General features: G+C 59.3%; 2 protein-coding genes and 1 pseudogene. 2 read left to right on the top strand and 1 reads right to left on the bottom strand.

What is annotated here, in order from left to right; translation table 11 throughout:
* Window positions 1-171 precede the first annotated feature (171 nt).
* A pseudogene (locus Q1A87_RS23290) lies at window positions 172-1185 on the bottom strand (IS481 family transposase); the annotation flags it as partial.
* A 647-nt stretch (window positions 1186-1832) separates the two neighbouring features.
* Here Q1A87_RS23290 and Q1A87_RS23285 point away from each other — a divergent pair.
* Window positions 1833-2159 carry an H-NS histone family protein gene (locus Q1A87_RS23285; RefSeq protein ID WP_299657188.1) on the top strand — a complete coding sequence of 109 codons (327 nt, stop codon included), beginning with the start codon at window positions 1833-1835 and terminating at the stop codon, window positions 2157-2159.
* Window positions 2160-2221: 62 nt separating this feature from the next.
* The gene (locus Q1A87_RS23280) at window positions 2222-2488 is read left to right on the top strand and encodes a WGR domain-containing protein (RefSeq protein WP_299657185.1); all 267 of its coding nucleotides are present in this window, start codon (window positions 2222-2224) and stop codon (window positions 2486-2488) included.
* Window positions 2489-2521: the final 33 nt, after the last annotated feature.

Raw genomic sequence — 2521 nt, 5'->3', positions numbered from 1 at the left:
ACGGGCGCGCCGCTGTTGCAAAAGCCTGCGCCGCCGACTGCCCTTGTCGCCGTTCTTGCCCGCATGACCTGAGAGACAGTCACGAAAGAAGCCGTACGAGCTAGCAGTTTAAGGATTCACGGTTCGTTTCCCTCTGGTAGACTTCGAACATGCTTCTCCCGCTTTCATTCTTTAGGTGTTCAGTCCCGGCATTTGGTGGATCGGGTTGAGGATGAATCGATCCGGCTCCGAGGTCCAGATCTTGCAGATGTATTCGCAGGGCGTGAGGCCGCCGAGCGTCTTCAGCCGGCGGGCGAAGTTGTAGGCGGCCATGAAGTCGCCGAGGTGGGTGCGCAGGTGATTGTGGCTGTCGTAATGAAAGCGCTTGACGTTCAGCCGTCGCCGATCCCCGGGATCGGCTTTGGGCCTCACCCTCCTTGATTGTGCGGTTCATCCGCTCGACTTGGCCGTTTGACGGGAAAACAGTCCCCCGGACTGTTTTCTGATCCTCCAGACTCCACAAATGGTTGGGCTTCGCAAGACGGTGTTCGATCCCGTTGGCTTCGCAGATCATGTCGAAGCGCATCGGCCGGGAGATGACGGTGTTCCGGTTCCTCGGTTGCTCGGCGAACTGGATGCCGTTGTCCATTGCCCGACAGGGCATCACGCAGTGATGTCCCGTGAGGGAGTCAGGATCGTGTGGACCTGGTAGGGCACGACCTCGAGCATGTGCTGCAGGAACTCCCAGGCGGTGCGCCTGTCGGCCTTCTCAACCAGCTGGGTAACGGCGAACTTGGTTGTGCGGTCAATGCCCACGAAAAGCTAGAGCTTGCCCTCGGCAGTCTGCACCCCGGCGATATCAATGTGGAAGAAGCCAATGGGGTAGCGCTTGAACTTCTGCCGCTTCGGTTTGTCCCCCTCGATGTCGGGCAGGCGAGAGTTCCCGTGTCGTAGCAGGCAACGGTGCAGCGCCGAACGCGTCAGGTGCGGGATCGTTGGCTGCAGAGCATAAAGGCAGTCGTCCAGCGGCAGTGGCGTGTGACGACGGAATGCAACGATCATTGCTTCTTCCGCCTCGGTCAGGACCGTCGATCGCGGCTCCTTCGGGCCAGTCTTTATGTCCTCGACCGTCGCCCGCTTCCGCCACTTCGCGACCGTCTTCGAATTAATCCCCAGCTCCTGGCTCAGCTGCGCGAGCGAAGTTTGCCCCTCTCGGGATCATGCTGCGCATGACCCTGCTGGGCAGTGGATCGCTGTATTGCCGCTCGGATTGCGTGCGTGCCCTCCCGGCAGGTTTGCCATGATAATCGCCTGCCGGGTAACAGTACGTGGCGCTCCCGTGACGAACCTGTCCCATAATGCTTCCTTCCATTCCTTCGAAAGGATCACACCATCAAACCGTGGGATCAAACACCTAGGCACGCGGAATACCGATATATCTGCAAGGAACACGGGAAGTTTAAAACTGGCGAGTTTCGTCTAAAGGATAAGGCCCCATAGTGGCATGAGGGGAATAGATGATCGAATGGCTATCGCACAAATACTGGGAATGGAAAACCCGCCTATACATTCGGCGGGCTCGGGGAGTCGTTCGGAAGCACGACACGCCAAGGCGGCGCAAGTAGGTATCTCCAACGTTCCGCCTCCCGAACTGGATCTGTCAGGAGGTTATGGATCGACAGTCGAATGACCATTCTCAGTAGCGATGAGCAGGTTCCATGAACACGGGTTCGCTTAATTCCGCGCTAGTGGTTTCGTCGTATTGACCCCGCATGGAATAGGCCTATTGAAACGACCATGGTCGTCCTGAAAAGACGCCTGACACAGTTCTCTCACACAAGACCCGGATACCCATGGCCGACATCGATCTCGACAGTTTGTCCCGCGACGAGCTAAAAGCCCTGCAAAAGGACGTGAACAAGGCGGTCGAAAATTACGACGCCAAGCGAAAGCAGGAAGCCCAGGCCGCGGTGGAGGCCCAAGCACGCGAATTGGGCTTCTCGCTCGCGGAGCTCATCGACGGGTCCGGCAAGGCCGGGAAGAAGGCACGGACGCCGCAGCCGGCGAAGTACCGTCATCCCGAAAACGCCTCTTTGACCTGGAGCGGTCGCGGACGTCAGCCCGGATGGATCAAAGAGGCGATCGCGAGCGGCACGTCTCTCGATACGTTCCTCATCTAGCCGAAGAGCTAGTCCAAGCAGCGCCTTGGCTGACGGACGTTGTAGGAGGGGCAGGCCAAAGAATGCCGCCGTTCGACGACCAGCACGAAGTCTTTCCGTCGCGGCTCAAGCTTCGGCGGATCGCGCCGGCGCGCAACATGCGGCGCTTCTATCTCATGCAGGTCCAGCCCGACCTGTTCGGCGGCGTGAGCCTGGTCCGGGAATGGGGCCGGATCGGCTCCGGCGGTCGAACGCTTGTCGAGCATCACGCCGACGAGGGAGCGGCGATTACCTCGCTGCTGAAGATGGCCCAAACAAAGACACGGCGTGGCTACGACGACCGGGCGTAAACGGTGTGGCCTACATGATTTTCGACGCTTAAC

The organism is uncultured Jannaschia sp., from assembly GCF_947494055.1.
Taxonomy (GTDB): Bacteria; Pseudomonadota; Alphaproteobacteria; order Rhodobacterales; family Rhodobacteraceae; genus Jannaschia.
This window is presented reverse-complemented; position numbering and strand designations above follow the sequence as displayed.